This is a genomic window from Micromonospora sp. NPDC003944 (assembly GCF_053605225.1).
In genome coordinates, this window is sequence record NZ_JBSGIV010000019.1 from 20,745 (window position 1) to 46,073 (window position 25,329).

The 25,329-nt window shown below is 73.0% G+C and carries 28 protein-coding genes; 19 read left to right on the forward strand and 9 right to left on the reverse strand.

Annotated features, from left to right (window positions below; all coding sequences use genetic code 11):
• Position 1: 1 nt before the first annotated feature.
• The 3 genes from ACWER9_RS12210 to cofC are packed head-to-tail and all read right to left on the reverse strand — an operon-like array spanning position 2 to position 3,315.
• Positions 2–2,356 (reverse strand): RNA degradosome polyphosphate kinase, encoded by a 2,355-nt coding sequence (locus ACWER9_RS12210; RefSeq protein ID WP_452301876.1) that lies wholly within the window; start codon positions 2,354–2,356, stop codon positions 2–4.
• Between the two features lie 54 nt (positions 2,357–2,410).
• The gene (locus tag ACWER9_RS12215; RefSeq protein ID WP_030335323.1) at positions 2,411–2,608 is read right to left on the reverse strand and encodes a cold-shock protein; all 198 of its coding nucleotides are present in this window, start codon (positions 2,606–2,608) and stop codon (positions 2,411–2,413) included.
• A gap of 59 nt (positions 2,609–2,667) precedes the next feature.
• Positions 2,668–3,315: a 2-phospho-L-lactate guanylyltransferase gene (gene cofC, locus ACWER9_RS12220; protein ID WP_452301877.1), complete on the reverse strand. Its 648-nt coding sequence runs from the start codon at positions 3,313–3,315 to the stop codon at positions 2,668–2,670.
• Between the two features lie 128 nt (positions 3,316–3,443).
• Between cofC and ACWER9_RS12225 the strand changes: the two genes are divergently transcribed.
• The 5 genes from ACWER9_RS12225 to ACWER9_RS12245 all read left to right on the forward strand — a co-directional run bounded on the left by ACWER9_RS12225 (position 3,444) and on the right by ACWER9_RS12245 (position 8,401).
• Positions 3,444–4,181 (forward strand): lysophospholipid acyltransferase family protein, encoded by a 738-nt coding sequence (locus ACWER9_RS12225; protein WP_452301878.1) that lies wholly within the window; start codon positions 3,444–3,446, stop codon positions 4,179–4,181.
• The gene (locus ACWER9_RS12230) at positions 4,178–5,185 is read left to right on the forward strand and encodes an NAD(P)H-dependent glycerol-3-phosphate dehydrogenase (protein WP_452301879.1); all 1,008 of its coding nucleotides are present in this window, start codon (positions 4,178–4,180) and stop codon (positions 5,183–5,185) included. The genes ACWER9_RS12225 and ACWER9_RS12230 overlap by 4 nt, the downstream gene beginning before the upstream one ends.
• Positions 5,186–5,193: 8 nt before the next feature.
• A complete protein-coding gene (locus ACWER9_RS12235; RefSeq protein WP_452301880.1) occupies positions 5,194–6,312 on the forward strand; it encodes a cystathionine gamma-lyase in 1,119 nt (372 codons plus the stop codon).
• Positions 6,309–7,094, forward strand: coding sequence for a putative protein N(5)-glutamine methyltransferase (locus ACWER9_RS12240; RefSeq protein WP_452301881.1), 786 nt, complete (start codon positions 6,309–6,311; stop codon positions 7,092–7,094). Before ACWER9_RS12235 ends, ACWER9_RS12240 begins: the two co-directional genes overlap by 4 nt.
• 257 nt (positions 7,095–7,351) lie before the next feature.
• A complete protein-coding gene (locus ACWER9_RS12245) occupies positions 7,352–8,401 on the forward strand; it encodes an ROK family protein (protein WP_452301882.1) in 1,050 nt (349 codons plus the stop codon).
• A 41-nt stretch (positions 8,402–8,442) separates the two neighbouring features.
• Here the strand turns inward: ACWER9_RS12245 and ACWER9_RS12250 are convergent, their stop codons facing one another.
• A complete protein-coding gene (locus tag ACWER9_RS12250) occupies positions 8,443–8,643 on the reverse strand; it encodes a DUF397 domain-containing protein (protein ID WP_452301883.1) in 201 nt (66 codons plus the stop codon).
• Positions 8,644–8,648: 5 nt separating this feature from the next.
• Positions 8,649–9,494: a helix-turn-helix domain-containing protein gene (locus ACWER9_RS12255; protein WP_452301884.1), complete on the reverse strand. Its 846-nt coding sequence runs from the start codon at positions 9,492–9,494 to the stop codon at positions 8,649–8,651.
• A 278-nt stretch (positions 9,495–9,772) separates the two neighbouring features.
• On the opposite strand from ACWER9_RS12255, the gene ACWER9_RS12260 reads away from it, so the two are divergent.
• Positions 9,773–9,991, forward strand: coding sequence for a hypothetical protein (locus ACWER9_RS12260; RefSeq protein WP_030335309.1), 219 nt, complete (start codon positions 9,773–9,775; stop codon positions 9,989–9,991).
• A gap of 197 nt (positions 9,992–10,188) precedes the next feature.
• On the forward strand, positions 10,189–11,289 hold the full coding sequence (locus tag ACWER9_RS12265; RefSeq protein ID WP_452301885.1) for a D-alanine--D-alanine ligase family protein: 1,101 nt from the start codon (positions 10,189–10,191) through the stop codon (positions 11,287–11,289).
• 53 nt (positions 11,290–11,342) lie between these two features.
• Here the strand turns inward: ACWER9_RS12265 and ACWER9_RS12270 are convergent, their stop codons facing one another.
• Both ACWER9_RS12270 and ACWER9_RS12275 read right to left on the reverse strand, forming a co-directional pair.
• Entirely contained in the window at positions 11,343–12,026 is a 684-nt protein-coding gene (locus ACWER9_RS12270; protein ID WP_452301886.1) for a DUF3515 family protein, read from the reverse strand.
• Positions 12,027–12,035: 9 nt separating this feature from the next.
• On the reverse strand, positions 12,036–12,269 hold the full coding sequence (locus tag ACWER9_RS12275) for an Lrp/AsnC ligand binding domain-containing protein (protein WP_030335303.1): 234 nt from the start codon (positions 12,267–12,269) through the stop codon (positions 12,036–12,038).
• Between the two features lie 96 nt (positions 12,270–12,365).
• On the opposite strand from ACWER9_RS12275, the gene ACWER9_RS12280 reads away from it, so the two are divergent.
• Together ACWER9_RS12280 and ACWER9_RS12285 are read left to right on the forward strand one after the other, a co-directional pair.
• A complete protein-coding gene (locus tag ACWER9_RS12280; RefSeq protein WP_452301887.1) occupies positions 12,366–13,355 on the forward strand; it encodes a thiamine-phosphate kinase in 990 nt (329 codons plus the stop codon).
• Positions 13,356–13,384: 29 nt separating this feature from the next.
• Complete coding sequence (locus ACWER9_RS12285; RefSeq protein ID WP_452301888.1) at positions 13,385–13,846, forward strand: GNAT family N-acetyltransferase; 462 nt, start codon at positions 13,385–13,387, stop codon at positions 13,844–13,846.
• A 115-nt stretch (positions 13,847–13,961) separates the two neighbouring features.
• Here ACWER9_RS12285 and rpmB read toward each other — a convergent pair whose 3' ends face one another.
• Entirely contained in the window at positions 13,962–14,153 is a 192-nt protein-coding gene (gene rpmB / locus ACWER9_RS12290) for a 50S ribosomal protein L28 (RefSeq protein WP_007456456.1), read from the reverse strand.
• 287 nt (positions 14,154–14,440) lie between these two features.
• Here rpmB and ACWER9_RS12295 point away from each other — a divergent pair, with 287 nt between their 5' ends.
• Together ACWER9_RS12295 and recG are read left to right on the forward strand one after the other, a co-directional pair.
• Positions 14,441–16,054 carry a DAK2 domain-containing protein gene (locus ACWER9_RS12295; RefSeq protein WP_452301889.1) on the forward strand — a complete coding sequence of 538 codons (1,614 nt, stop codon included), beginning with the start codon at positions 14,441–14,443 and terminating at the stop codon, positions 16,052–16,054.
• On the forward strand, positions 16,051–18,249 hold the full coding sequence (gene recG, locus ACWER9_RS12300; protein ID WP_452301890.1) for an ATP-dependent DNA helicase RecG: 2,199 nt from the start codon (positions 16,051–16,053) through the stop codon (positions 18,247–18,249). The genes ACWER9_RS12295 and recG overlap by 4 nt, the downstream gene beginning before the upstream one ends.
• A gap of 78 nt (positions 18,250–18,327) precedes the next feature.
• Here the strand turns inward: recG and ACWER9_RS12305 are convergent, their stop codons facing one another.
• Positions 18,328–19,284 (reverse strand): LPXTG cell wall anchor domain-containing protein, encoded by a 957-nt coding sequence (locus ACWER9_RS12305; protein WP_452301891.1) that lies wholly within the window; start codon positions 19,282–19,284, stop codon positions 18,328–18,330.
• A gap of 395 nt (positions 19,285–19,679) precedes the next feature.
• Here ACWER9_RS12305 and rsmD point away from each other — a divergent pair, with 395 nt between their 5' ends.
• The 8 genes from rsmD to mutM all read left to right on the forward strand — a co-directional run bounded on the left by rsmD (position 19,680) and on the right by mutM (position 25,164).
• Positions 19,680–20,243 carry a 16S rRNA (guanine(966)-N(2))-methyltransferase RsmD gene (rsmD, locus tag ACWER9_RS12310; protein WP_452301892.1) on the forward strand — a complete coding sequence of 188 codons (564 nt, stop codon included), beginning with the start codon at positions 19,680–19,682 and terminating at the stop codon, positions 20,241–20,243.
• Positions 20,240–20,722, forward strand: a complete 483-nt coding sequence (gene coaD / locus ACWER9_RS12315; RefSeq protein WP_452301893.1) for a pantetheine-phosphate adenylyltransferase — start codon at positions 20,240–20,242, stop codon at positions 20,720–20,722. Before rsmD ends, coaD begins: the two co-directional genes overlap by 4 nt.
• 233 nt (positions 20,723–20,955) lie before the next feature.
• On the forward strand, positions 20,956–21,453 hold the full coding sequence (locus tag ACWER9_RS12320; RefSeq protein ID WP_196921503.1) for an SPFH domain-containing protein: 498 nt from the start codon (positions 20,956–20,958) through the stop codon (positions 21,451–21,453).
• A 109-nt stretch (positions 21,454–21,562) separates the two neighbouring features.
• The gene (locus ACWER9_RS12325; protein ID WP_110562455.1) at positions 21,563–22,126 is read left to right on the forward strand and encodes a YceD family protein; all 564 of its coding nucleotides are present in this window, start codon (positions 21,563–21,565) and stop codon (positions 22,124–22,126) included.
• Between the two features lie 5 nt (positions 22,127–22,131).
• The gene (rpmF, locus tag ACWER9_RS12330; RefSeq protein ID WP_030335284.1) at positions 22,132–22,305 is read left to right on the forward strand and encodes a 50S ribosomal protein L32; all 174 of its coding nucleotides are present in this window, start codon (positions 22,132–22,134) and stop codon (positions 22,303–22,305) included.
• A gap of 114 nt (positions 22,306–22,419) precedes the next feature.
• Positions 22,420–23,403, forward strand: coding sequence for a phosphate acyltransferase (locus ACWER9_RS12335; protein ID WP_452301938.1), 984 nt, complete (start codon positions 22,420–22,422; stop codon positions 23,401–23,403).
• A complete protein-coding gene (gene rnc / locus ACWER9_RS12340) occupies positions 23,400–24,314 on the forward strand; it encodes a ribonuclease III (RefSeq protein ID WP_452301894.1) in 915 nt (304 codons plus the stop codon). The genes ACWER9_RS12335 and rnc overlap by 4 nt, the downstream gene beginning before the upstream one ends.
• On the forward strand, positions 24,307–25,164 hold the full coding sequence (mutM, locus tag ACWER9_RS12345) for a bifunctional DNA-formamidopyrimidine glycosylase/DNA-(apurinic or apyrimidinic site) lyase (RefSeq protein WP_452301895.1): 858 nt from the start codon (positions 24,307–24,309) through the stop codon (positions 25,162–25,164). Before rnc ends, mutM begins: the two co-directional genes overlap by 8 nt.
• Positions 25,165–25,329: the final 165 nt, after the last annotated feature.

Sequence of the window (25,329 nt, forward strand, 5' to 3'; positions counted from 1 at the left end):
GTCAGCTGGCCGTGCCACCGACGCGGCGCAGCAGCAGTTCCTGCAGATGGGCCGGTGCGGCGTCGTCACCGCCGGTACGCCGGGTCCAGGTGCCGTCTCCGGCCAGCTCGAACGCGTCCACGTCCGGGCTCATCGCGGCGGTGAGCACCTGGTCCAGCTCGGCGCGGGCGATCGGGTCACTCACCTGCACCAACGCCTCCACCCGACGGTCCAGGTTGCGGTGCATGAGGTCGGCCGAGCCCATCCAGAACTCGGCCTCGCCGTTGTTGCCGAACCGGAAGACCCGGGAGTGCTCCAGGAAGCGACCGAGGATCGAACGGACCCGGATGTTCTCCGACAGCCCCGGCACGCCGGGGCGCAGCGTGCACATGCCCCGGATGAGCAGGTCGACGTGGACGCCGGCCTGGGAGGCGCGGTACAGCGCGTCGGTCACCCCCTCGTCGACCAGCGAGTTGACCTTGAACTGGACCAGGCCGGGCATGCCCAGACGGACGTGCGAGATCTCCCGCTCGATCCGTTCGATGAGGCCGCTGCGGATGCCCTGCGGGGCGACGAGCAACCGCCGGTACGCGGTCTGCCGGCTGTAGCCGGTGAGCACGTTGAACAGGTCGGTGAGGTCGGCGCCGATCTCCGGGTCGGCGGTCAGCATGCCGAAGTCCTCGTACAGGCGGGCCGTCTTCGGGTGGTAGTTGCCGGTGCCGATGTGGCAGTACCGACGGATCTGGTTGCCCTCCTGCCGAACCACGAGCGCGGTCTTGCAGTGCGTCTTCAGCCCGACCAGGCCGTACACCACGTGGCAGCCGGCGCGTTCGAGCGTGCGGGCCCAGCCGATGTTCGCCACCTCGTCGAAGCGGGCCTTCACCTCCACCAGCACCACCACCTGCTTGCCGGCGGCGGCCGCGTCGACGAGAGCGTCGACGATCGGGGAGTCGCCGCTGGTCCGGTAGAGGGTCTGCTTGATGGCGAGCACGTTCGGGTCGGCGGCGGCCTGCTCGATGAAGCGTTGCACGCTCGTGGCGAACGAGTGGTACGGGTGGTGCACCAGGATGTCCCCGTCGCGCAGGGTGGCGAAGACGCTGCGCGGCACCTCACCCTCGGCGAGCCGGGGATGGGTGGCCGGCACGAACGGCGGGTCCTTCAGGTCCGGCCGGTCCGCCTCCCCGTAGACCTGCCACAGCGCCGACAGGTCCAGCAGGCCGGGCACCCGCAGCACGTCCTGGTCGTCCATGTCCAGCTCGCGGACGAGCAGCTCCAACATGTGGTCGGAGATCGACGCGGCCACCTCCAGGCGGACGGGAGGACCGAACCGCCGCCGGGCCAGTTCCCGCTCCAGGGCCTGGAGCAGGTCCTCGTCGCGGTCCTCGTCGACCTCCACCTCGGCGTTGCGGGTGACCCGGAACAGGTGGCACTCGACCACCTGCATGCCACTGAACAACTGCCCCAGGTGCACCGAGATCAGGTCCTCCACCGGCAGCATCCGGACGCCGGGCTGGTCCCGGTCCACCCGGACGAAGCGGGGAACGTTGTTGGGCACCTTCACCCGGGCGAACAGCTCCGAACCACCGTCCGGGTCGCGAACCGCCACCGCCAGGTTCAACGACCGCCCCGAGATGTACGGGAACGGGTGCGCCGGGTCCACCGCGAGCGGGGTCAGCACCGGGAAGATCTGCTCCCGGAAGTAGGTGCGCAGCCGCTCCCGCTCGCCGTCGCCAAGCTCACCCCAGCGCAGGATCCGGATGCCCTCGTCGGCCAGCTTGGGCAGCACGTCGTCGACGAAGCAGGCGGCGTGCCGGGCGCCGAGCGCGGCGGTCCGCTCGGCGATCAGCTCCAACTGCGTCCGCAGGGGCAGCCGGTCCCCGCCCCGCACCGGCAGGCCGGCGGAGAGCCGCCGCTTCAGCCCGGCGATGCGCACCATGTAGAACTCGTCGAGGTTGCTGGCGAAGATCGCCAGGAACTTGGCCCGTTCGAGCAGCGGGGTGCGCTGGTCCTCGGCCAGGGTGAGCACCCGGGCGTTGAAGTCGAGCCAGGACAGCTCCCGGTTGAGGAACCGGTCCTCCGGCAGCGGCGGGGGCGTCGGCTCGTCGTCCTCCACCACCGAGTTCGGCAGGCCGTCAGACAGGACCGGGTGTACGTCGGCGGGGGTCCGGGGCGTGCTTTCGGTCACCGGCTCGGGTTCGATGACCTCGTCCAGCCCGGAGGAGGCGGCGCCGGGATCGTCGGCGAGGGTGTCGGCGCGGGCGGCACCGGCACGTTCGGCGCGGGACGGGCGGAAGCGCCCATCGGTGCCGCGCGCGCGGGAGCCGTTGCGAAGGTCGGTGGCGGGCGGTCGGGCCGGTTGCTCGCGAGGGGTGCTCACCCGCTCATAATCACCCGATTACGGTTAACGCAAAATGAACTTGGGCTCGCCGGGTCAGATCATCGTCGGCAATGTCACCCGGACAACCTCGCCGTCGGGATCGGTGTCGATGCGGACCCGCTGGCCGAGCCGGAGAAGTCGCAGCCCGGAGGCGTCGAAGGCCCGGGCGGGGAAGCGCATCTCGGTGCCGTCGTCGAGCAGCAGGACACCGCTGCGCGTCGCCGCGTCGTAGCTGGCCACCGTGCCCTGCATGCTGGCACCGTACACCCGGGGTTGCGGCCTGCGGCGCGGGCTCGGCCCACGGGGTCGGCTCAGCCGGCGGCGCGGGCGGGGCGGCCGGCGGCCACAAGCGCGGCCGTGCGCGGCCCCAGCCCGAGGCGGGCGGCGGCGGCCAGGTCCGCGGCGGTGTCCACGTCCCGGCTCAGGCTGGGCCAGTCGCCGTCGAGCGGCAGCGCCCCGCTCGCCGCGTGCGCGACCGCCGAACCCACCCCGAAGCGCGGATCCAACGGAACCCCCGGCGGGGCGGCGAGCAGCACCGTGCCCCCGCCGGGCGCGTCCGGCAGGAACCGGCGTACCCCGGGTCGGCCGTTCTGCGCCGCGAGCAGCGCGCCGGCCAACTCCGCCGGGCGCAGCGCCGGCACGTCCGCGGTGATCCCGGCCACCCACCCGGCGGCGACCCCGGCCGCCCCGTGCCGGAACGCGGCGTTCAAGCCGGCGTCCGGCTCGTCCGGCAACACCCGCGCGCCGGCCGCCCGCGCCGCCGCCGCCACCCGGGCGTCGTCGGTCACCACCAGGGCCTCGGCGACCGCCGGGCAGGCCAGCACCGCGCGGAGCGTGTCGGCCGCCAGGGCCAGCGCCAACTCCTCATGCGGTACGCCGGGCAGCGCGCCCCGCAGCCGGCTCTTGGCCACGGCCAGCCGCTTCACCGGCACCACCACGGCCCACTTCGGCTGACTCACGTCCGCAATCCTGCCAGCCGGACGACGAACCCCTCGCTGGCCGTACCGGGGGCGAGCAGGCATGATTTCCGCTGCGGGTGTCGCGGGCGGTGTTACGCGGCGGGGTTGGGGCGCGACGAGGAGGCACAGTGGCACGGCGGAGGCTGGGGTTCTGGCAACGGTTCGCCGTGGGGCTGGTGAAGCCGGTGATGACCGTCTGGACCCGGCGCACCTGGCGTGGTCAGGAGCATCTCCACCACGACGGCGGGGTGATCATCGTGGCGAACCACATCTCCCACGCCGACCCGCTGGTGTCCGCGCACTTCATCTACGACTCCGGGCGCTGGCCGCAGTACCTGGGCAAGGCCAGCGTGTTCCGGGTGCCGGTGGTCGGCTGGATCCTGCACCGATGCCGCCAGATCCCGGTGGAGCGAGGCAGCGTGGACGCGGTCCGTTCGCTCGACGCCCTCGTCGCCGCGCTCGACGAGGGCGGCGCGGTCGTGATCTACCCTGAGGGCACCACCACGCGACAGCCGGAGCTCTGGCCGATGAAGGCCAAGACCGGTGCGGCCCGGCTGGCACTGGCCACCGGCGCCCCGGTCGTGCCGGTGGTGATGTGGGGGCCGGAACGGATCTTCGACCCGCGGACGACCCGTGTCAGCCTGCGCCCCCGGATCCCGGTGACAGTTGCCGCCGGGGAGCCGATCGACCTGAGCCGGTGGGCGGACGCCCAGCCGACCCGGGCCACCCTCGAGGAGATGACGGACACCATCATGTTGCGGCTGCGGGACATGCTCGCCGAGATCCGCGGCGGTACCCCGCCGCCACTGTGGGAGCGACCGGCCCGGTCCTCCGCCGGCCGCGAGCAGCAAGACGAGGCGGCATGAGCGGTCACGTTGCGGTGCTTGGTGCTGGTTCCTGGGGCACCGCGTTCGCCAAGATCCTCGCGGATGCGGGGCGGGACGTGACGGTGTGGGCGCGCCGCGGGCCGGTCGCCGAGAGCATCCGGGCCGAGCGCCGCAATCCGGAGTACCTGCCCGACCTGCTGCTGCCGGCCCGCGTCACCGCCACCGCCGACGCCGCCGAGGCGATCACCGGCGCCGAGGTGGTGGTGCTTGCCGTGCCGTCGCAGACGCTGCGCGGCAACCTCGCCGAATGGGCCGGGTACCTGCACCCGGACTCCACCCTGGTGTCGCTGATGAAGGGCATCGAGTTGGGCACCACCAAGCGGATGAGCGAGGTCATCGTGGAGACCGCCGGGGTCGCCGCGGACCGGGTGGTGGTCGTGTCCGGCCCGAACCTGGCCCCGGAGATCGCCGCCGAGCAGCCGGCCGCGACAGTCGTCGCGGGGACGAACAACGCCCGCGCCACGCTCGTCCAGTCGTCGATCCGGACGCCGTACCTGCGCCCCTACACCAACGACGACGTGATCGGCTGTGAGCTGGGCGGGGCGGTCAAGAACGTGATCGCGTTGTCGTACGGCATCGCCACCGCGATGGGGTTCGGCGACAACACCCGGGCCATGCTGATGACCCGTGGGCTGGCCGAGACGGCCCGGCTGGGCGTGGCGCTCGGCGCGGACCCGATCACCTTCGCCGGCCTCGCCGGCATGGGTGACCTGGTCGCCTCCTGCTCGTCGCCGCTGGCCCGCAACCGCACCTTCGGCGAGCACCTGGGCCGGGGCGAGACGCTGGAGCAGGCCCAGACCGCCACCCGGCAGACCGCCGAGGGTGTGAAGAGCTGCCTGGCGATCCGCGACCTGGCCCGGGCGCACGGCGTGGAGATGCCGATCACCGAGCACGTCGAGCGGATCTGCCACGAGGGGATGGACCCGCGCCTCGCCGTGGACACCCTGATGAGCCGCACCGCCAAACCCGAGTCGTACGAGTGAGGAACCCGATGGACGAGTGGGGAGACGGCACCCGCTGCGTACGCGCCGGCCTGCCCGAGGCTGCTCCGGGGGACCCGTTCCTACCCGGGCCGGTCTTCGCCGCGCCGTACCACCTCGACCCGTTCCAGGGCCAGGGCACGTCACCGAACGGCTACGGCCGGCCCGACAACCCGACCCGGCGGCTGCTGGAGACGGCGGTCGGCGAGTTGGAGGGCGGTGACTGCCGGGTCTTCGCCACCGGACAGGCGGCCATCACCGGCCTGCTGCTCACCCTGCTGCGGCCGGGGGACACCGTGGTGCTGCCCACCGACGGCTACTTCCCGGTCCGGGCGTTCGCCACCGGCGTGTTGGAGGCCATCGGCGTCCGGGTGCTGTTCGTGCCCACCGTCGGGCCGTACCCGTCGTTCGAGGGTGTCCGGCTGGTGCTCGTGGAGACGCCCGCCAACCCGGGCCTGGACGTGGTCGACGTGGCAGCCCTGGCCGAGCGGGCGCACGCCGCCGGTGCGCTGCTCGCGGTGGACAACACCACGGCCACCCCGCTCGGTCAGCGCCCGCTGGACCTCGGCGCCGACCTGGTGGTGGCCTCCGGCACGAAGGCGCTCACCGGCCACTCCGACCTGCTGCTGGGCTACCTGGCCAGCCGGTCCACCGAGCTGATCGACGCGGTGACCACCTGGCGTACCACCACCGGCGCGGTGCCGGGCGCGTTCGACGCCTGGCTGGCCCACCGGTCACTCGCCACTCTCGACCTGCGGCTGGCCCGGCAGAGCGCGAACGCCGCAGCGGTCGTCGACCTGCTCGCCGGCCGGTCGGACGTGACCGGCCTGCGGTGGCCGGGGCGGCCGGACGACCCCGCGTACCCGGTGGCTTCGGCGCAGATGCGCCGGATTCCGGGGGTGCTCTCGTTCGACCTGGGCGACGCCGACCGGGTGGGCCGGTTCGTCCAGGCCGCCCGGCTGGTGGCGGCGGCGACCTCCTTCGGTGGCCTGCACACCACCGCCGACCGGCGGGCACAGTGGGGCGACGACACCGCCCCCGGCTTCGTCCGGCTCTCCTGCGGCGCGGAGGACACCGCGGACCTGGTGGCCGACATCGCCGCCGCGTTGGATTCGGCCGGGCCGGTGTGACGTCTCCTCCCGCCGTCGACCGGGCCGCTCTCGTGGGCCGGTTGCGGGCCGCCGGTTGCGTCTACGCCGAGGACGAGGCCGAACTGTTGCTGACCGCCGCGCAGAGCCCGGCGGCGTTGGCCGACCTGACCGACCGTCGGGTGGCCGGCGAGCCATTGGAGTACCTGCTCGGCTGGGCGGAGTTCTGCGGCCTGCGGATCGCCGTCGACGCGGGCGTCTTCGTGCCGCGCGCCCGGACCGCCCTGCTGGTCGAGGTGGCGGCCGAGCTGACCGGCGCGGCGCCGGCCGTGGTCGACCTCTGCTGCGGCTCCGGGGCCACCACCGTCGCGCTGGCCCACCGGCTCGCGCCGCGCTGGCTGGCCGCCGCCGACATCGACCCGGCGGCCGTGGCCTGCGCGCGCCGCAACGTCGTCGGGTTGAACGTCGAGGTGTACGAGGGTGACCTCTTCGCGCCGCTGCCCCGACAGTGGCGGGGTCGGCTGGACCTGGTGCTCGCCAACGCTCCGTACGTGCCGACCGACGCGGTCGCGCTGATGCCCCCGGAGGCGCGACTGCACGAGGCCCCGGTGGCGCTCGATGGCGGCCCGGACGGGCTCTCCGTGCTGCGCCGGGTCGGTATCGAGGCCGCCGACTGGCTGGCCCCCGGGGGACACCTCGTGGTCGAAGCCGGCACCACGCAGATAGAAGCGCTCTGCACCACGTTCAGCGCCGCCGGCCTGACCCCCACGGTCCACCACGACGATGACCTGGACGCCACAGCAGTAACGGCCCACCGCCCCTAAACCCCCCGCCCCGCGCCCCGCCCCGCCCCTCGCCCCGCGCCGCCCCTCGCCCGCGTCGATCAAGGAGTTGTGGTGCCTGATTGCTGCTATCTCACGGCATTTGCCCACCACCACAACTCCTTGATCGACGAGGGAGAGCGGTGCCCGAGGTCTGGGGACGGGCTGGGGGCGGGCTGGTCGGGCGGGGTGGGAATGGCGGGGGAGGGGGGTTGGCACTAGCCTCGGCTCACACTCACGACGGGCGGGAGGCGGTTTCGGTGGTCAGCGCAGGGGTGCCGGTGGTCGTCGGGCTGGACAACGGCGGCACCAGCAACAACGCCACCGTGCTGACGGTGGACGGCCGCTTCCTGGTGGACGGGCTGTTGGAGATCCCCAGCGAGGTGCGGTCCGGGCCGGAGGCGGCGATCGAGGCGCTGGCGCAGGCGTTTGACGGCGCCCTGGCGCAGACCGGTGTGCCGCGCGAGCTGGTCCAGGCGGTCGGGCTGGACACTCCCGGCCCGGCCAGCGCCGAGGGGGTCATCTCGTCGCGGGGCTCCACCAACTTCTCCCAGCCGGCCTGGCGCGGCTTCGACGTGCGAGGGGCGCTGGAGCGACGGCTCGGCCTGCCGGTGATCTATCACAACGACGGCAACGCGGCCGCGCTCTACGCCCACCACGTCCACTTCGGCGTCGACGCGATGAGCCGTTCGTCGGTGTCCGCGATCGTCGGCACCGGCCTGGGCGGCGGTGTGGTCGAGAGTGGTCGGGTGATCGCCGGTGCCGCCGGGATGGCGGGGGAGCTCGGCCACGTGCACATTCCGCTCGGCGGGCTGCTCGGCCCGGGCCAGCCGGAGCCCACCTGCGCCTGCGGTTTCACCGGGGACGTCGAGAGCGTCGCCTCGCTGACCGGCATCGAGCGCAACCTACTGCCGTACTGGCTGACCCGCTACCCCGACCACCCGCTCGCCGCCGAGCCGGTGGCCCGGGCGGCCAAGCTGGTCCGGGGGTACGGCGAGCGCGCGGACGCCCTCGCGCGGGACCTCTTCACCCAGCAGGCGATGGCGTTGGGACGGCTGTTCACCGTCGCCGCGAACTTCACCGACCCGCACGCGTACTTCGTCGGCGGCGGTGTGGTGGAGGCGGCGCCGGAGTTCCGCGACTGGTTCCTGGCGACGGTTCGCGAGCACACCGTGCTCCGCGAGGAGCAGGCGGCGGTGGCCACCTTCGCGTTGGTGCCGGACCGGGACATGGCAGGTGCCCGGGGCGTGGCGATCGCCGCACTGGAGGCGCTACGCGCCGCTCCGGAGCCCCGCCCCCTGGTGGCCTGAGCCGGCGCGGGCCTCGACCCGCACCGGCTCGGCACGTCTGGTCAGCGCTGGGGCGGCGCCTGGGCGAAGGCGGCCCAGGCCGCCGGTGGGAACAGCAGGGCCGGGCCGGCCGGGTCCTTGGAGTCGCGGACGGCTACCAGCCGCGGAATCGCGGCCACCTCCACGCAGGCGCCTTCGTCGCCGCTGCGGCTGCTCTTGCGCCACGGCGCCGCGGCCAAGGCCGCTGTGATAATCGGGGTCATCGGTCCTACCGTCCTTTCAGGACTGACAGGAGCATCTCGCGGCTGTCCGCCGGGCTGAGCGCCACGCTTCGGAGATGCTCCATGATCTTGGTGCAGGTACGCGTCTCACCGGCCCGGTCGAGGATCATCTGACCGGCCACGGTCTCCACCGACGCGATGATCGGGTCCTCCGGGTCGGCGAACTCGAGGATGTGCAGGGAACCCCGGGTGCCCCGGTGATAACCGGCGGAGAGCGGGATCACCTGGACGCTGATGTTCGGCAGCTCGGCCATCTTGACCAGGTGGCGCAGTTGTCCGTCCATCACCGACTGGTCACCGACCGGGCGGAGCAGCGCGCCCTCGTCGATGATCGCGTCGAAGATGGGCGGCCGTTCACCGGTGAGTCGCTGTTGCCGGTCGAGCCGGACCTTGACCCGCTGCTCCACCAGGTCGTCGCCGAGGGTGTGCGGCCCACCGCGCATCACGCCCCGGATGTAGTCGGCGGTCTGTAACAGGCCGGGCACCACCGACGGTTCGAAGTTGGCGATGGCGGTCGCCTCGGCCTCCAGGGCGATGAAGTCGATCGTGCGTGGGTCCAGCACGTAGGAGTACGACACCCACCAGCCCGGCTTGCGGGCGTCCTTGGCGAGCTGCACCGCGTCAGCCACCTCCTCGGCGCTCACCCCGTACGACGTGAGCAGGGCGCGCACGGTGGCCGGGGTGATCAGGGTCTGGGCGTTCTCGTAGCGGGAGAGGGTGCTGCGGGTGCTGTTGATCTCATCCGCAGCGGTCTCCAGCGTCAGCCCGGCGGCTTCCCGGTGGTGGCGCAGGGCGATGCCGAGCCGGCGGGCGCGGGCGGTCTTCGGGGCCATGCATCGATGGTCGCACACATTTACGGGAACGTCTGCATGAGAGAACGCCGATGAGAGTTGCATTCACGGCTGTACACGTGTCAATCTGTTATGGCGTCCTCACCGCCGGTTGTCGTGGCGACGGTGGTGGTGAGCGACCGGAGGGGATGGGGCGCGCGGCGATCGGGTTTCTCCCCCGTACCCGATCGTCGCGTGCCGCCCCTCCATCCCGGCCCGCCGGAAGGAGACGACGTGCGAACCCGCCCGGAGCCCCTCGCCGTACCCTCGGGCGGCGCGCGATGACCCGCTTCCTCGTGGTGCTCACCGACGTGCGTCCGGTGGAGGGCGTCAACCGCAACGAGCGGGTCGCGCCGGAGCGCCGCCGGCAGGTCGTCGGCGCCAGCAGTCGAGAGGCCGCCGACCGCATCGCCGGAGCGTTCATGGCGCTGGGCATGGTGCGGGCCGGACGGCAGCGGGTGAAGGTGATCGCGGTCGGCCGCCGGCATTCCCGGGACTGAGCGCGGGCGCAGGTCAGCGGCCGAAGTCGCCGCCACCGTCCGATCACGCACCGTATATCCTCTGATGACCGATTGCCGTGTCGTGCCGTGGCTCGCCGGGTATCGCCTCGCCCTGTCGCCACGCACAGTAAGGTCAACCGGGTGAGCGCCACCGGCGAGCACGACCAGCCGCAGTCGCGTACGAAGAGGTGACCGGAGTGACCACCCCAGGCAAGACCCGCGTGGCGATCGTCTTCGGCGGCCGCAGCCCGGAGCACGGCATCTCCTGCGTCAGCGCCGGCAGCGTGTTCGGCGCCCTCGACCCGGACGAGTTCGAGGTGGTCCCGGTGGGCATCACCCGGGCCGGCCAGTGGGTGCTGACCAACGGAGACCCCGCCCAGCTCGCGATCAACGCCCGTCAGCTGCCGGAGATCACCGCCGACTCCGGCGACGACATCGTGCTGCGCGCCGACCCCACCGGCAACGGCCTGATGGTGCTCGACCCCACCGAAGGCCCCCGGGCGCTCGCCGACGTGGACGTGGTCTTCCCGGTGCTGCACGGCACGTACGGCGAGGACGGCACCATCCAGGGAATGCTGGAGATGGCCGGCATCCCCTACGTCGGGGCGAACGTGTTCGCCTCCGCGGCCGCCATGGACAAGGAGTTCACCAAGAAGCTCTGCGCCGTCGAGGGCATCCCGGTCGGCACGTACGCCGTGCTGCGCAACGGCATGACGCTCGGCGAGCAGGACAAGGAGCGGCTCGGCCTGCCGGTCTTCGTCAAGCCGTCCCGGGCCGGGTCGTCGTTCGGCGTCAGCAAGGTCACCGACTGGGCGCAGCTGGACGCGGCGGTCGCCGCCGCCCGGCAGTTCGACCCGAAGGTCATCATCGAGGCGGCGATCGTCGGCCGTGAGGTCGAGTGCGGTGTGCTCGAGGGCGAGGCCGGTGGCGCGCCCGAGGCGTCCGTGCTGGCCGAGGTGCGGGTCGTCGCCGACCACGACTTCTACGACTTCGAGGCGAAGTACCTCGACGACTCCTGCGAGTACGACATTCCGGCCAACCTGCCGGAGAAGGTGACCCGCCAGGTCCAGGAGTACGCGGTCCGCGCGTTCACCGCGCTCGACTGCGCCGGGCTGGCCCGGGCCGACTTCTTCGTCACCCCCGAGCTGGACGTCTACCTCAACGAGATCAACACCATGCCCGGCTTCACGCCGACGTCGATGTTCCCGCGGATGTGGGCGGCCTCCGGCCTGGAGTACCCGAAGCTCGTCAACCGGCTGATCCGTACCGCCCAGCGGCGCGGCGTCGGCCTGCACTGAGTCGTCCGCCTCCGCCCGCGCGGGTCAGCCGGCGGGCGGGGGCGGGTTCGACTTCAGCGCTGGCAGCCGGACGGGATGGCGCCGCCGGAGGGCACGCTCGCCACGATCGTGCTGGAGATCGCCGGCAACCACTGCAACGGCTGCTCGTACGAGCGCGGCACGCGCACCGTGATCAGCGTCTCCCGGTCGACGGTGGAGAGGACCGCCGCGTCGGCCTGCTCGGCCAGGTGCCAGCAGACCCGGTTGACCGTCCAGACCTCGTCGGTGCTGGGGAAGGTCGGCTCGGTGCCGCCACAGGCCACGGTGAGGGCGGGGTCGCCGTACGCGGCGTTCTGCTCCGGGCCGGCGGTCACCGGCCGCTGGGCCAGGTCGCGGATGCTCGCCGGGAGTTGGGAGAGCAGGGCCCGGCAGACCGTGGCCGGGCGGGCGGCCAGCGCCGGGGCGGCCATCTGCACCGGGGTGGTGGACTGCACCCGGGCGGTGGTCGCGGAGGGTGCCGGCGCGGCAGCGGGCCCGTCCGGGCTGAGCTTGCTGAAGGCCAGCACGGCCACCAGCAGCGTGATCGGCAGCGCGATCACCGTGGCCAGCAGGGCCGCGCCGCGCATGGTCCGGTCGCGTCCGCCCGGCGCGGCGGCGGAGGGATCGGTCGGCTCACGGTTACCGTCAGCCGGCTCGGGCGTCCCGTCGGACGCGTCGCGCCCCGCGTCGTCGTCGAGCGCAGAGGAGGAGGTCGTCATCTCGTCCACTTACAGCCGCACCACCGAACACGTGAGGGTGCGGGTGATGCCGGGCACCATCTGCACCTTGCTGACGATGAGTTTGCCGAGTTCGTCGACGGTGTTCGCCTCGGTGAGGACGACCACGTCGTACGGCCCGGTGACGGCGTCGACGCGTACCACGCCGGAGATGTCCGCGATGAGACCCGCCACGTCACGTGCGCGGCCGACCTCGGTCTGGATGAGGATGTACGCCTGTACCACGACTCGACCTCCGTCCGTCGCCGCCCGGGAGCGGCCCGAAGGGTGAAACTACCTTACGGAGCAGGTCCGATCCCTATCGGTGGTCAAGGAGCAGCAGTGAGCGAGCACGTCGGAGCCGGGCAGCACGGGCGGAACGCCCGCGGTGGCGTCGGTGTGTCCGGGATCGGGGAGTTCGGGCTGATCGGGAAGATCACCGCCCGGCTGTCGTACGGGCCGGCGACCCTGCTCGGCCCGGGCGACGATGCGGCGGTGGTGGCCGCGCCGGACGGTCGGGTGGCAGCCTCCACCGACGTCCTGGTCGACGGACGGCACTTCCGACGGGACTGGTCCTCGGCCCGCGACGTCGGTCACCGGGCGGCAGCGGCCAACCTGGCGGACATCGCCGCGATGGGGGCGACGCCGACCGCACTGCTCGTCGCTCTCTGCATGCCCGCGGACCTCGACACCGGCTGGGCGGAGGAGTTGGCCGACGGGCTCTCCGCGGAGGCGGCGACGGTCGGCGCGAGCGTCGTCGGCGGCGACATGTCCGCAAGCCCCACGCTGACTGTGGCGGTCACCGCGCTTGGCGACCTGGCGGGCCGTCCGCCGGTGCTGCGCTCGGGGGCCCGCCCCGGGGACGTGCTGGCCCTGGCCGGGCGCACCGGGTACGCGGCGGCCGGGCTGACCGTGCTGACCCGGGGCTTCCGTACCCCCCGGCTGCTGGTCGAGGCGTACCGGCGGCCGCAGGTGCCCTACCAGGCCGGCCCGCAGGCCGCCCAGCTCGGCGCCACCTCCATGATCGACGTGTCGGACGGGCTCCTCGCCGACCTCGGGCACGTCTCGGCGGCCAGCGGGGTGGCGATCGACGTCCGCCGGGACGGGTTCGAGGTGCCCCGACAGATGGCCGACGCGGCACAGGCGCTCGGCGTCGACCCGTACACCTGGATCCTCGCCGGTGGCGACGACCACGCGCTGGCCGCGACCTTCCCCCCGGCGGTGGCGCTGCCGCCGGGTTGGCGGCGGATCGGCCTGGTCACGGACGGTGCCGGCGTGACTGTCGACGGCGTCGCCCACGACGGCCCGGTGGGCTGGGACCACTTCCGGTGAGCCCCGCGCGCCGCCGTATTCTGGACACCGTGAGTGAGATCGAGATCCGGGTCGTGCGCTTCGACGCGCCGGTGGCGCAGCGCCTGATCCACGCCGCACTTGCCGACCTCGGTGCCCGCTACGGCGGCTCCGGCGACGACACCCCGGTGGACGCGGCCGAGTTCGAGCCGCCGGACGGCGCGTTCCTCGTCGCCTACCTCGCCGGCGAGCCGGTCGGCTGCGGTGGCTGGCGCAGCCACGGCGCGGACACCGCGGAGCTGAAGCGGATGTACACGGCACCGGCGGCGCGGGGGCGGGGCGTGGCCCGCGCGGTGCTGGCGGCCGTCGAGCGCTCAGCCCGCGAGCAGGGCCGCAAGCGGGTGGTCCTGGAGTGCGGCGACAGGCAGCCGGAGGCGATCGCCATGTACGGCTCCGCCGGGTACGAGCGGATCCCGAACTTCGGCTTCTACAAGGACGCGGAGGGCTGCGTCTCCTTCGGCCGCACCCTCTGACCTGCCGCGCCGCACCCGGGAAGGCAGGTGTGCGGCGTCTGCCCGGAAACACGACATAGCCGGCGGACCCGAAGGTCCGCCGGCTGAGCCGTACGAAGAGGTGGGTGCTACCGCGTCAGGCGCGGGTGACCTTGCCGGCCTTGATGCACGAGGTGCAGACCTGCAACTTCTTGGTGTTGCCGCCACCGGCCGGGGTACGCACCGACTGGATGTTCGGGTTCCAGCGGCGGTTGGTCCGCCGGTGCGAGTGGGACACGTTGTGGCCGAAGCCCGGTCCCTTGCCACAGACGTCGCACACGCTAGCCACGGGATACTCCTGGGATTGATACGTTCATGAGGTCGCCGGCAGGTGCTGCCCGGGCAACCTCGTCAGGTTACCCGATGACGTGCCGACCCGGCCAACCGGCCCGGTCCGGCGCTCGCCCGTGCTCCGGCTCGTGCCTGGTCGCGGGCCCGCTCGCCCGACGGTGGGCCGGCCCGGCGGCAAGGGTACCGGAGGCGCTCGTCCCCGCCCCGGCCAGCGCCGGCCCGGAGCGCGACGGACACGCCGGACGAGTCCGACGGGTGTCGGTGCGCGCCAGTAGGCTTCTGCCCGTGCTGGACACCCTCGACGCCGCCGCGGTCCGCCGCTGGTGCGCGAGCGGGTTGGCCGCACTGAAGCGCCACCAGGGCGAGATCGACGAGCTCAACGTCTACCCGGTGCCCGACGGCGACACCGGCACCAACCTGGTGCTCACCCTCACCTCGGCGCAGCAGGCCCTCGCCATGGATCTGGACACTCTCCCCGACAGCGGGCCGACCGCGCACGGGCACGCGCTGCGGCTGATGGCCCAGGGCGCGCTGCTCGGCGCGCGGGGCAACTCCGGGGTGATCCTCTCGCAGATCCTGCGGGGTTTCGCCGACCAGGCCGCCGGAGTGCCGGCGGTGCGCGGTCGGGGGTTGGCCGCCGCGCTGCGCTCCGGCGCCACCGCCGCGTACACCGCGGTCTCCCGGCCGGTCGAGGGCACCCTGCTCACCGTGGTCGCGGCAGCCGCCGCCGCGGCCGAGGGCGCGGACAGCGACGACCTGGCGATGGTGGCCGGCGTTGCCGCCCGGGCGGCGGCCGACGCGCTCAGCCGGACCCCGGAGCAACTGCCGGCGCTGGCCCGTGCGGGCGTTGTCGACGCGGGTGGCCGAGGGCTCTGCGTGCTGCTCGACGCCCTGGTCGAGGTGCTGACCGGGGAGAGCACGGCCGGGCCCGCGCCGACGCCACGCTCCGCCCGCCCGGCGGCCACCGTCGCGCGCGAGACAGGCTCCGACGAGTACGCGTACGAGGTGCAGTTCCTGCTCGATGCCCGGGCCGAGGCGGTCGCCGGTCTGCGACGGACACTCGACGCCCTGGGCGACTCGCTCGTCGTCGTCGGCGACGGGCGTGAGCCGGACGGCACCTGGAACGTGCACGTGCACGTCAACGACGTGGGCGCGGCGGTCGAGGCCGGTGTCGCCGCCGGCCGGCCGTACCGGATCTCGGTGACCCGCTTCGCCGACCAGCCGGAGCCGCCCCCCGAGCCGGTGGCGGCGGGCCGGGCCGCGGTGGTGGTGGCCACCGGCGGCGGCATCGCCGACCTGTTCGCCGCGGAGGGCGCCACGGTGGTGCCCGGCAACCCGTCCACAGGTGAGTTGCTCGACGCCGTCCGCAGCACCGGCGCGGCCCGGGTGGTGGTGCTGCCCAACGACGCCAACACCGAGGCGGTGGCGAGCGCGGCGGCCCGCGAGGCCCACCGGTTCGGCATCAAGGTGAGCGTGGTGCCGACCCGCTCGCCCGTGCAGGCGCTTGCCGCCCTCGCCGTCCGCGACGGTGACCGCCGTTTCGAGGACGACGTCATCGCGATGGCCGAGGCCGCCGGCGCCTGCCGTTACGCCGAGGTCTGCCACGCCAGCCGGGAGGCGCTGACCGTGGCCGGCCCGTGCCGTCCCGGTGACGTGCTGGCGCTCGTGGAGGGGGAGGTGCACCTGATCGGCACCGACCTCACCGACACCTGCGCGGCAGTTGTCGACCGGATGCTCGGTGGTGGTGGCGAGATGGTCACCCTGCTGGCCGGGGTGGACGCCCCGGCCGGGCTCACCGATGCCGTCCGCGCGCACGTCGCGCGACGCTGGCCGTTCGTCGAGGTGCACGCGTACCCGGGCGGCCAGCCGTTTTATCCGCTCCTGGTAGGGATCGAATGAGCGAACCAGCCACCGTGGACACTCCGCTGAAGAAGCTGGTCGGGGAGAAGACAGCCAAGGCGCTGGCCTCGCACCTCGACCTGCACACGGCGGGTGACCTGGTCTACCACTTCCCGCGTCGCTACGACGAGCGCGGGGAGCACACCGACATCCGCGCACTCGACGTCGGTGAGCAGGTCACCGTGCTGGCCCAGGTGCAGCGCACCACGGTGCGCCCGATGCGTCAGCGGCGGGGCAACCTGCTGGAGGTGACCGTCGGCGACGGCTCGGGCGGGGTGCTGACGTTGACCTTCTTCGGCAACCAGGCGTGGCGCGAGCGCGAGCTGCGCCCGGGCCGGTGGGGCCTGTTCGCCGGCAAGGTCACCGAGTTCCGGAGCAAACGGCAGCTCAACGGCCCGGAGTACGTCCTGCTCGGCGAGGGTGGCGACGGCGAGGCGGCGGTCAGCGAGGACATCGAGGAGTTCGCCGGCGCGCTGATCCCCGTCTACCCGGCCGCCGCGGCCGTGCCTACCTGGGTGATCGCGCGCTGCGTACGCGTCGTGTTGGACACCTTCACCCCGCCGGACGACCCACTGCCGAGCGCCGTACGGGCCAGCCGCAAGCTTGTCGGGCTGGGCGCCGCGCTGACCGAGATCCACCGGCCGTCAAGCAAGGAGGCGCTGCACCAGGCGCGGCGGCGACTCAAGTGGGACGAGGCCTTCGCCGTCCAGGTGACCCTTGTGCAGCGCAAGCACCGGGCGGCCGACTGGCCGGCTCGGCCCCGCCCGCCGCGACCGGGCGGGCTGCTGGAGGCCTTCGACGCCCGACTTCCGTACGAGCTGACGGCCGGTCAGCGTGACGTGGGTGTGGAGATCGCCGCGGACCTGGCCACCCCGCACCCCATGCACCGCCTGTTGCAGGGTGAGGTGGGCTCGGGCAAGACGGTGGTGGCGCTGCGCGCCATGCTCCAGGTTGTCGACGCGGGTGGGCAGGCCGCGCTGCTGGCGCCCACCGAGGTGCTGGCCGCCCAGCACCACCGGGGCATGCTCGATCTGCTCGGGCCGCTCGGGCAGGCCGGTGAGCTGGGCTCCGCCGAGCACGCCACCCGGGTCGAGCTGGTCACCGGCTCGCTTGGAGCGGCGGCCCGCCGGCGGGCGCTCGGCGAGGTGGCGAGCGGCGCCGCCGGCATCGTGCTCGGCACCCACGCCCTGCTTTACGAGGGGGTCGACTTCGCCGACCTCGGCTTGGTGGTCGTCGACGAGCAGCACCGCTTCGGCGTGGAGCAGCGCGACGCCCTGCGGGCCAAGGCCGACCAGCCGCCACACGTGCTGGTGATGACCGCCACCCCGATCCCGCGCACGGTGGCGATGACCGTCTACGGCGACCTGGAGGTCTCCACGCTCTCCCAACTGCCCCGGGGGCGGTCGCCGATCGCCTCGCACGTGGTGCCGGCCGCCGAGAAGCCGGCATACCTGGACCGGGCCTGGCGTCGGCTGCGCGAGGAGGTGGCCGCCGGCCACCAGGCGTACGTGGTCTGTCCCCGGATCGGTGACGGTCCCACGTCCGACGAGGAGCCACCACCCGAGGACGACAACGGCAGACGCCCACCGCTTGCGGTGACCGAGGTGGCCCCACTGCTGGCCGAGGGCCCGCTGCACGGTCTGCGGATCGGCGTGCTGCACGGTCGCCTGCCGGCCGACGAGAAGGACGCGGTGATGCGGTCCTTCGCGGCCGGCGACCTGGACGTGCTGGTGGCGACCACAGTGATCGAGGTCGGCGTGGACGTGCCGAACGCGACCGTGATGATCGTGCTGGACGCCGACAGGTTCGGCGTCTCCCAGCTGCACCAGCTGCGCGGCCGGGTCGGCCGGGGTGCCGCCGCCGGGCTCTGCCTGCTTGTCAGCGAGGCGGCCGAGGGGTCGTCGGCGCGGGAGCGGCTGGACGCGGTGGCGTCCACGAGCGACGGTTTCAAGCTCGCCGAACTGGACTTGGAGCAGCGCCGGGAGGGCGATGTGCTGGGTGCCACCCAGTCCGGGCACCGCTCGCACCTGCGGTTGCTGTCGCTTCGACGCGACGCCGACCTGATCCGGGACGCCCGAGCCGAGGCGATCACCCTGATCGAGGCCGACCCGGAGCTGACCCGCAGCCCGGCGCTCGCCGCCTCGGTGGCCGCACTCGTGGACGAGGACCGCGCGGAGTATCTGGAGAAGGGCTGACCACCGCCGGCTCCTGACATGGCCGAGGGCGCGCCGACCGGGTGGTCGACGCGCCCTCAGGTGTCAGAGCGGGTTGTCTCAGGCGGTGAAGCGAACCCGACGACGACGGGCCACCACGAACAGGGCGGCACCGGCGGCGAGCAGCGCCACGGCGCCGACGATGATGCCACCGGTGGCAGCACCGGTCAGCGGCAGAGCCGGCTCGTCCTTGTCGCAGTCGGCCGGCTGCTCCCAGGCGATCGGCGTGGTGTCGTCGAGGCCCTCGGCGGCCGGCGTGACGACGAGACCCTTGAACGCGTCGAAGGAGACAGAACCGGTCTCGCCCGGCTTGACGACGAGCGTCTTCGCCTCGCCCTTGTTCGGGGTCAGGGTGAGGGTGACGGTCTCACCGTCGGCGGGGTTCTCGATCGTGAAGGTGAGCTTGTCGCAGGTCGACTCGACCGAGCCGACCGGCTCCGCCGGGGCCGGGGTGGCCGTCGGGGTCGGGCTCGGGCTCTCCGCCGGCGGCTGGCTCGGGGACGGCGAGGCGCTGCTCGGGGTCGGCGTGGGGGACGCCGGCGGGCTTGAGGGCGGCGTCGAGACGCTCGGCGAGGGCGAAGGCGAGGCCTCTGCCGCGCAGGCGCCGACCGGAGTGGCGGCGACAGTCCGCTCCTCCTTCAGGATCCGGTCGGAGCGCACCCACCGGGCCTCGACGGTCAGCTCGATCGTCGGCCGCTTCTGGTCGAAGCGGTGCGCCTGGGTGCCGGTGAGGGTTCCCTGGCCCTTCGCCGGGAGCTTGGCGTCCTTCTCCAGGCCACCGGTGAAGTCGCCCGGGACGGTCGACTCGAGCTTGGTGATCGTCGCGTCGATGTTCTCGCTGTTGCCGACCGTCCAGGTCACCTTGACCTGGCCGTCGGCGGTCAGGCAGTACGTGCCGGAGGGCTCGGGGTGGTGGGCACTCGCGGGGGCCGCGAAGGTGCCGACGCCGGCGAGGCCGATCAGCGCACCCGCGGCGATGGCCGCGACGCGCCGGAACGGAGACTTGGGAGGGTTCACGCCTGCTCCTGGTGAGGGGGTACGGATCGCGTGGCGGGAGGCCGGGAGACATCGTGACCGGGGAGTCACCTGCTCACCGAGGCGTCGCGCGACGCGGTGGCGTTCCCGCGGCGAAAGCGGGGACAGGGGGAGACTGTACTGATGGGTGGTTAATGAGGGGAGTTCAGATCATTGCCATCCGGCAATGTCATCGATTCGTGATCTTTGATGCACCGAAGGTGGTCGTCCGGTCACTGGGGACGGTCTGCCCGGCAGCCCTCCACGGTGGATGCCGCGACGTCGGGGCTGCTCAGGCGCGCCGCCTCGGCGTCGGCTGGTCGACTCCTCGGATCCCCGCCGTCCGGACGGGTCCGGGCCGCATCGCGTAGCGTCGCGGGCATGAGCAGGAGGAGACGGTGACCCGGATCGTGGCCGGCACGCTCGGCGGCCGGCGGATCGCCGCGCCCCCCGGCGCCGGCACCCGACCCACCTCGGACCGGGTGCGGGAAGCGCTGTTCAGTGCCGTCCAGGCCGCTGTCGATCTCGACGGTGCCCGCTTCGCCGACCTGTACGCCGGCTCCGGCGCGGTCGGCCTGGAGGCGCTCTCCCGGGGGGCCCGGCACGTGCTGCTCGTCGAGTCCGACCCGCGGGCGGCCCGGGTGATCCGGGAGAACGTGGCGGCGCTGCGCGCCGGTCCGGCGGCCCGTCTGGTCACCGGCAGGGTGGCGACGGTGCTGGCCGCCGGTCCGGACGGCGAGCCGTACGACGTGGTCTTCGCCGACCCGCCGTACGCGGTGCCGGACGAGGAGATCACTGCGCTGTTGGCCGCGCTCGTCGACGGCGACTGGCTGACGCCGGACGCCCTCGTGGTGGTGGAGCGGTCCCGCCGGACCAGGGAGTTCGACTGGGTGGAGGGGATCACCGCCGAGCGCAGTCGCCGTTACGGCGAGACCACCCTTTGGTACGGTCGCCGATCATGAGACGTGCGGTGTGCCCCGGTTCGTTCGATCCGGTCACCAACGGACACCTCGACATCATCGGGCGGGCCAGTCGGCTCTTCGACGAGGTGATCGTCGGTGTGCTGGTGAACCAGTCGAAGAGTGGCCTGTTCACCGTCGAGGAGCGCATCGAGATGCTCCGCGAGGTGACCTCGTCGTACGGCAACGTGCGGGTCGAGTCGTTCCGAGGGCTGCTCGTCGACTTCTGCCGGGCCCAGCAGGCAAGTGTGCTGATCAAGGGTCTGCGGGCGGTCAGCGACTTCGACTACGAGTTGCAGATGGCCCAGATGAACATCGGTCTGGCCGGGGTCGAGACGCTCTTCATGCCGACCAACCCGCTCTACTCGTTCCTCTCGTCGAGCCTGGTCAAGGACGTGGCCAAGTGGGGCGGCGACATCTCCGCCCACGTCCCCGACCCAGTCCGCGAAGCCCTCCAGACCCGCCTGAACCCCCACCCCTGACCCCCCTTTCTGCCCCTTCCGGCATGTTTCGGCGCCGAAGTGCAAGATCGGCGAGGTGGGAGGCGCGGGGCGGCGGGGCGAGGGCGGGGTGCGGGGGGTGACTATGTCGCGACTCGCCGGGTTGGGGTGAGTGGGGCGGCGGTGGGGCGGGCAGGACATGATTGGTGGCGCGGGGAACGGCCGTAGCCCGCATCATGGAGGTCGGCCGACGAACGACAGGGGTGAGGTAGCCGGTGGACCCGCTCGATCGCATCGACGAACTGATCGCCATCCTGGAGCAGGCCCGCTCCGTCCCGATGTCGCGCAACAACTGCATGGTCGACCGGGGCGAGATGATCGCCGCCCTCGATGAGATGCGCGCCGATCTCCCCGCCGACCTGCGGCGCGCCGCCGCGCTGCTGGAGGAGCGCGACAAGATCATGGACGCCGGCAAGCGTGAGGCGGACCGGATCATCAGCGAGGGTGAGGCAGAACACGCCCGCCTGGTCTCGGTGAACGAGATCACCGTGTCGGCCGAGCACGAGGGCGCCCGGATCATCGGCGAGGCCCGGGCCGAGGCGCAGCGCCTTCGTGAGGAGGTCGACGACTACGTCGACACGGCGCTTGCCAACTTCGAGCAGTTCCTCACCCGGGCGCTGGCCTCGATAGAGCGCGGCCGGGACAAGATGCACGCACTGCGGGAGATCGGCACCTTCGCTGGGGATGAGGCGGAACGCCCGCTACCCTTCTGAGCGGCACCTCACCAGCCGACTTCTCAGGCGGGCGTCGCCCCCGGTTCGACGGTCCGGCGGTCGCCCAGGTAACCTTTTTTGTCGGCCTCTCACCGGCCGGAGTCTAACTATGCCCAAGCACTCGCCATCGACACTCAACCCCAGGTCGCCGCTGGTCCTCGACACGAGGGACCTGCCGCGTCGTCCTGGCGCGTTGCGTGAGGTCCAGCGGGTCGTGCCGGCACCGGCGGACCTCGGTGTGGAGTTGATCGGCGTGCCGGAGGGCGCGGACCTCGACCTCGATCTGAGGTTGCAGTCGGTGTCCGAGGGCGTGCTCGTCTCCGGGACCATCACCGGTCCCGTCCGGGGCGAGTGCGGCCGCTGCCTGCGCGAGATCAACGACTCGATGGGCGTGACGATCCAGGAGCTGTACGCGTACGAGGACAGCACCACGGACGCCACGACCGACGAGGACGAGGTGGGCCGGATGCAGGGCGATCTGATCGACCTGGAGCCGGCGCTGCGGGACGCGTTGGTGCTCACGCTGCCGACCAACCCGCTCTGCCGGGAGGACTGCCCAGGACTGTGCCCCGAATGCGGGGCGCACTGGGACGATCTGCCGGCCGACCACAGTCACCAGCAGATCGACCCGCGTTGGGCGGGCCTGTCGCAACTGACCGTTACAGAGGAGTAAGAACCGTGGCCGTCCCGAAGCGCAAGATGTCGCGCAGCAACACCCGGTCCCGCCGGGCGAACTGGAAGGCGACCGTGGTCGCGACCGTTGCGTGCCCGCAGTGCAAGTCCCCGAAGCTGCCGCACGCCGCCTGCTCCGTCTGCGGCACCTACAACGGCCGCCAGGTTCTCGAGGTCTGACCTGGACGCCGAGTGACGCCCCCGACCCCGGGTCGGGCGGCGCGCGCATCCTGGCATTCGCCCGGTGCTCCGGCTCCCTCCGACGCCGGCCGGCCCACTCCGGCCGGCGTTCCGGTGGAGCCGGGCGCCGCGCGGATCGCCGTTGACCTCCTCGGCGGGGACGACGCTCCCGCCGTCGTGGTTGACGGCGCTCTGCGGGCCATGCGCGCCGACCCTGACCTGCATCTGCTTCTCGTCGGTCCGACCGAGGTCGCCGACGGGTTGATTGCCGCCCTCGATCCGGTGCAGCGTTCCCGGATCACGGTGCGGCCGGTCCGCGATGTCGTCGGCATGGCCGACCATCCCAGTGCCGCCCGCGCCGAGAGCACCGTCCGGGCCGCGGTCACCGCCGTCCGGGACGGGACCGCCGACGCCCTGGTCTCCGCCGGTGCCACAGGTGCCACCGTCACCGCCGCCGTGCTCGGGCTCGGCCGTTCGCCGGAGATCCGCCAACCCGCCCTGGCCGCCACCCTGCCCGCCGTCGCCGGGCCGGTGGTGTTGCTCGACGTCGGCGGTTCCCTGGAACCCCGCCCGGCCACCCTCGCCCGCCACGCCGTGCTCGGCGCCGCGTACGCGGCGGTGGCCCACTCGATCGCCGCGCCACGGGTCGGACTGCTCTCGGTGGGCACCGAGGCCGGCAAGGGCGACCGGGTCCGCCGCGCCACCGACCCGCTGCTCGCCGTCGAACCGCTGCCCGGAGGGGCGCGCTACGTCGGTCTGGTCGAGGGGTACGACGTGGCCCTCGGCGCGCGCGCCGATGTGGTCGTCACCGACGGCTTCACCGGTAACGTGCTGCTCAAGGCCATTGAGGGCGCGTACGCGATGGCCGGCGGCCCACCGGCCGAGGGCGGCGCGCCCCGCGCGGCGGCCCTGTTGGGCGTCGCGGGGACGGTGGTCGTCTGTCACGGGTCCGCCCGCGCCGACGACGTCGCCTCCGGCATAGCTCTCGCCGCCCACCTGTGGCGGCGGCGCGCCACCGATCTGGTCTCCGCGTTGCTCGACGGCGACGCCGCGACCGATCGCACCGATCGCTCCACCGACACCGAGGTACGCACATGAGCAACGACAAGCGGCGGCGGGCGTCCGTCGGCCACCTGGAAGCCGCCTTCGGAGTGAGCCTGGAACCCGAGCTGCTCCAGCGCGCGTTGACCCACCGGTCGTACGCGTACGAGAACGGCGGGCTGCCCACCAACGAGCGGCTGGAGTTCCTCGGCGACTCGGTGCTCGGCGTGGTGATCACCACGGCGCTCTTCCACAACCACCCGGACCTGCCCGAGGGGCAGTTGGCCAAGTTGCGGGCCAGCGTGGTCAACATGCGGGCGCTCGCCGACGTGGCCCGCGGTCTGGGCCCGGACGGGCTCGGCGCGTACCTGCTGCTCGGTAAGGGCGAGGAGACCACCGGTGGCCGGGACAAGGCGAGCATCCTCGCCGACACGCTTGAGGCGCTGCTCGGCGCGATCTACCTCCAGTACGGCCTGGACACCACGGGGATCGTCATCCACCGGCTCTTCGACCCGCTGATGGCCGAGTCGGCCGGTCGCGGGGCCGCACTCGACTGGAAGACCAGCCTCCAGGAGTTGACGGCGGCGCTCGGGCTCGGCGTGCCGGAGTACCGCATCGAGGGCACCGGCCCGGACCACCTCAAGACGTTCACCGCCTGGGTGGTGGTGGCCGGCAACAGGTACGGCGGCGCCGAGGGGCGGAGCAAGAAAGAGGCTGAGCAGCGGGCCGCCGAGGCGGCCTGGCGGACGCTCGCCGAGCAGGACGGTCAGAACGGCGACGACGGCCGGAACGGCGTGGCCAGCCAGGACCAGCCGGTCGACCGGGTCGACTCGGCCAACCTGGACGAGCCGTTCGGGCCGCTGGAGCGCGCCGAGCGGGCGGCCGAGGCCGAGCAGGCCGACCACCTGGCGCAGGCGCTGCCGGCCGGGGGTGCGGACGGCCACGAGACGGGGCGGCGGCATGCCTGAGCTGCCGGAGGTGGAGACCGTCCGGCAGGGGCTGGCGCAGTGGGTCGTCGGCCGGCGGATCGCCTCGGTCGAGGTTCGCCACCCGCGAGCGGTCCGTCGGCACGTCCCAGGCGACGTGCACTTCGCCGACGTGCTGGCCGGCCGGACGGTGCTTGACGCCCGCCGCCGCGGCAAGTACCTGTGGCTGCCACTGGACAGCGGTGACGCGATCGTCGGGCACCTCGGCATGTCGGGTCAGATGCTGCTCCAGCCCACCGGCACGACTGACGAGACCCACCTTCGGGTTCGCTTCCGGTTCATTGACGACGGTCCGGAGCTGCGCTTCGTCGACCAGCGCACGTTCGGCGGGCTGGCGGTGAGCGAGGGCGGCGCCGAGCTGCCCGACGAGATCGCGCACATCGCCCGCGACCCGATGGACCCGGAGTTCTCCGACGCGGCGTTCGTCGCGGCGCTGCGCCGCCGGCACACCGAGGTGAAGCGGGCACTGCTCGACCAGACCCTGATCTCCGGGGTGGGCAACATCTACGCCGACGAGGCGCTCTGGCGCGCCAAGCTGCACGGCGGACGACCCACCGACGCGCTGACCGGCCCGGCCGCGCAGCGCCTGCTCGGCCACGTCCGCGACGTGCTTGCCGAGGCGATCAGCGAGGGCGGCACCAGCTTCGACGCCCTCTACGTGAACGTCAACGGCGAGAGCGGCTACTTCGACCGGGCGCTCAACGCCTACGGCCGCGAGGGCGAGCCGTGCCGGCGGTGCGGCGCGGCGATCCGCCGGGAGGCGTTCATGAACCGGTCCTCGTACAGCTGCCCGCACTGTCAGCCGCGACCCCGGGGTTCCCTTCGGGGATGACCCGGAGCCGGCTCGGGGGGACGCCGGCGGGTCGCGGCCTGCCGAGCCGGGCTGAACCCCAGGTGTACGTCCGCAACGCGGCCGACCCCCGACGAACGCACCCCCTTCCCGGGTCCGCTGGTTTCAGGGTGGGCCGGGGTCGATCCCCGATGTGAGCACCTCGTC

Excerpts from the sequence above, each read along its gene's own strand:
- ACWER9_RS12215 (WP_030335323.1), bottom strand. The coding sequence starts at position 2,608 with ATGCAGGGCACGGTGGCCAGCTACGACGCGGCGACGCGCAGCGGTGTC.
- ACWER9_RS12230 (WP_452301879.1), top strand. The coding sequence starts at position 4,178 with ATGAGCGGTCACGTTGCGGTGCTTGGTGCTGGTTCCTGGGGCACCGCG.
- ACWER9_RS12235 (WP_452301880.1), top strand. The coding sequence starts at position 5,194 with ATGGACGAGTGGGGAGACGGCACCCGCTGCGTACGCGCCGGCCTGCCC.
- ACWER9_RS12250 (WP_452301883.1), bottom strand. The coding sequence starts at position 8,643 with ATGACCCCGATTATCACAGCGGCCTTGGCCGCGGCGCCGTGGCGCAAG.
- ACWER9_RS12255 (WP_452301884.1), bottom strand. The coding sequence starts at position 9,494 with ATGGCCCCGAAGACCGCCCGCGCCCGCCGGCTCGGCATCGCCCTGCGC.
- ACWER9_RS12260 (WP_030335309.1), top strand. The coding sequence starts at position 9,773 with ATGACCCGCTTCCTCGTGGTGCTCACCGACGTGCGTCCGGTGGAGGGC.
- ACWER9_RS12270 (WP_452301886.1), bottom strand. The coding sequence starts at position 12,026 with ATGACGACCTCCTCCTCTGCGCTCGACGACGACGCGGGGCGCGACGCG.
- recG (WP_452301890.1), top strand. The coding sequence starts at position 16,051 with ATGAGCGAACCAGCCACCGTGGACACTCCGCTGAAGAAGCTGGTCGGG.
- coaD (WP_452301893.1), top strand. The coding sequence starts at position 20,240 with ATGAGACGTGCGGTGTGCCCCGGTTCGTTCGATCCGGTCACCAACGGA.
- ACWER9_RS12325 (WP_110562455.1), top strand. The coding sequence starts at position 21,563 with ATGCCCAAGCACTCGCCATCGACACTCAACCCCAGGTCGCCGCTGGTC.
- rnc (WP_452301894.1), top strand. The coding sequence starts at position 23,400 with ATGAGCAACGACAAGCGGCGGCGGGCGTCCGTCGGCCACCTGGAAGCC.
- mutM (WP_452301895.1), top strand. The coding sequence starts at position 24,307 with ATGCCTGAGCTGCCGGAGGTGGAGACCGTCCGGCAGGGGCTGGCGCAG.